The organism is uncultured Parvibaculum sp. (assembly GCF_963975745.1).
GTDB lineage: Bacteria > Pseudomonadota > Alphaproteobacteria > Parvibaculales > Parvibaculaceae > Parvibaculum.
Genome location: NZ_CAXBIB010000038.1, coordinates 1 through 2114, shown reverse-complemented (window position 1 = coordinate 2114; position 2114 = coordinate 1). Strand labels below are relative to the sequence as shown.

Below are 2114 nucleotides of genomic sequence, written 5' to 3'. Positions count from 1 at the left end.
TACAATCCAAATGCCACTCTCTTTTGCAGAGGAATCCCTTGGGGGAGGGTCGAAATTTGGGTCGCGCAAGCGAGACAAATTTCGGGGGTTCGGGGTGCTTCGCAAAGCGAACAAAAAGGTCCGGTGGACCTTTTTGAACCCCGAACGAAAGCTCGTGGCATTGCCCTGCGCTTCGCTCCGGGCGTTCGAAGCTCAAAAAGGCCCACCGGGCCTTTTCGTTTGCCTTCGGCAAAACGCTTCTCACCCCCGAAAAATTCTGCACTCCGTTTGAATTTTTCGACCCGCCCCCCAGGGGCGGGTGGTCGCTCAAGCTAACGCCGTGCAAGAATATGTTCCGCACAAAGACAACAGGCACTCACAAATGACCCAACCGAAATACTACTGGGAAGATTTTCGCCTCGGCGAGACGGTCGAGTTCGGCGCGAAGCAGGTGACGAAGGAGGAGATCGTCGAATTCGCTTCCGAGTTCGACGCCCAGCCCTTCCATCTCGACGAGGAAGCGGCCAAGGCCTCGATTCTGGGCGGGCTCTGCGCGTCGGGCTGGCATTCCTGCGCGATGATGATGCGGATGATGTGCGACGGCTACATCCTTGAAAGCGCCTCGCTGGGCGCGCCGGGCGTCGACGAGGTGCGCTGGAGGAAGCCGGTCTATGTGGACGATGTGCTGCGCCTGCGCCGGACCTGCACCGACCGCCGCGTCTCGAAAAGCCGCCCCGAAATGGGCCTGACGAAATTCCATATCGAAATGCTGAACCAGAAGGACGAGGTGGTGCTGACCTCGGACGGCTGGGCGATGTATGGCCGGCGTCATCCCGGCGCGCCGGCGGAGGAATAGGCATGCCCTGGTTCGAGGACATCGAGATCGGCAGCCGGCTGGAACTCGGCAGCCATACTTTCAGCGCGGAAGAGATCATCCGCTTCGCGACGAAATTCGATCCGCAATATTTCCACATCGACGCCGAAGCGGCCAGGCGCGGTCCCTTTGGCGGGCTGACCGCCAGCGGCTGGCACACGGCAGCGACATGGATGAAGCTGATGATCGCTTCGCGCACGGGCCGCGAGGACGCGCCCGACGAAGCCGGCCGCAAGCCCGCCGGCGGCCCCTCGCCCGGCTTTCTCGACATGAAATGGCCGAACCCGGTGCGGGCCGGCGACACGATCACCTATTCGTCAACCGTGATCGAAAAAATCGAAATGAAATCGCGGCCCGACTGGGGCATCATCCGGAGCCGCAATATCGGCATCAACCAGCACGGGGCGACCGTGCTCGAATTCACCGGCCAGGGCATGACGCAGCGCCGCCATCCGGGGTGAACGCGCAGAACGGCGACAAGGGAGGACGCGATGGCACGCAAGGGCAGGACGATCACGCTGACAAGCGGCGACGGCGCCGAGATACTCTGCTACCACGCAAAAGCCGAAGGCGCACGAAAAGGTGGCCTTGTGCTGATCATGGAAATCTTCGGCGTCACCGCGCATATCAAGGACCTCTGCGACGATTATGCGGCGCGCGGCTATGACGTGCTGTCGCCGCAGCTCTATGACCGGCAGGTGAAGGACTTCCAGGCGACATACGCGCAGGAAGACATCCAGAAGTCGCTGGAGCTGCGCGCCAGGAACCCTTACGAGAACACCGTGCTCGACGCGCAGATGTGCATCGACAAGCTGCGCGCCGATGGCTGCGAAAAGACCTTCATCACCGGCTATTGCTATGGCGGCACGGTCGCCTGGGTCGCGGCCTGCCGCGCCGAGGGGCTCGATGCCGCGTCATGCTATTACGGCGGCGCGATCAAGGACTTCATCGACGAAAGCCCGAAATGCCCGACCATTTGCCACTTCGGCGAAAAGGACAAGGGCATCCCGATGGAAGACGTGCGCCGCATCGAGGCCGCGCATCCGGAGGTGAAGGTCTTTGTCTACGACGCCGATCACGGCTTCAATTCCGACCGCCGCAACAATTACGACCGGGCATCGGCCGAGCTGGCGCTGAAGCGGACGCTGGAATTGTTCGAGGGGGCGTGACGCCGTCTCCTCACCCAACATCGTCATTGCCGGGCTCGACCCACTGCTGTCCGGCTAAGGAATGGGTGGACGGGTTGCATGGCTTGGATTCA

Annotated in this window: 3 protein-coding genes; all 3 read left to right on the top strand. The window is 61.8% G+C overall.

Annotation, left to right across the window (positions count from 1 at the left end):
• Positions 1-361: 361 nt before the first annotated feature.
• The 3 genes from AAC071_RS16630 to AAC071_RS16620 are packed head-to-tail and all read left to right on the top strand — an operon-like array spanning position 362 to position 2022.
• Complete coding sequence (locus AAC071_RS16630; protein WP_339834808.1) at positions 362-835, top strand: MaoC family dehydratase; 474 nt, start codon at positions 362-364, stop codon at positions 833-835.
• 2 nt (positions 836-837) lie between these two features.
• Complete coding sequence (locus tag AAC071_RS16625; RefSeq protein WP_339834805.1) at positions 838-1314, top strand: MaoC family dehydratase; 477 nt, start codon at positions 838-840, stop codon at positions 1312-1314.
• 30 nt (positions 1315-1344) lie between these two features.
• On the top strand, positions 1345-2022 hold the full coding sequence (locus tag AAC071_RS16620; protein ID WP_339834800.1) for a dienelactone hydrolase family protein: 678 nt from the start codon (positions 1345-1347) through the stop codon (positions 2020-2022).
• Positions 2023-2114: the final 92 nt, after the last annotated feature.

Bases quoted from the DNA above. Each gene is read 5' to 3' on its own strand.
- AAC071_RS16630 (WP_339834808.1), top strand. From the start codon at position 362: ATGACCCAACCGAAATACTACTGGGAAGATTTTCGCCTCGGCGAGACG.
- AAC071_RS16625 (WP_339834805.1), top strand. From the start codon at position 838: ATGCCCTGGTTCGAGGACATCGAGATCGGCAGCCGGCTGGAACTCGGC.
- AAC071_RS16620 (WP_339834800.1), top strand. From the start codon at position 1,345: ATGGCACGCAAGGGCAGGACGATCACGCTGACAAGCGGCGACGGCGCC.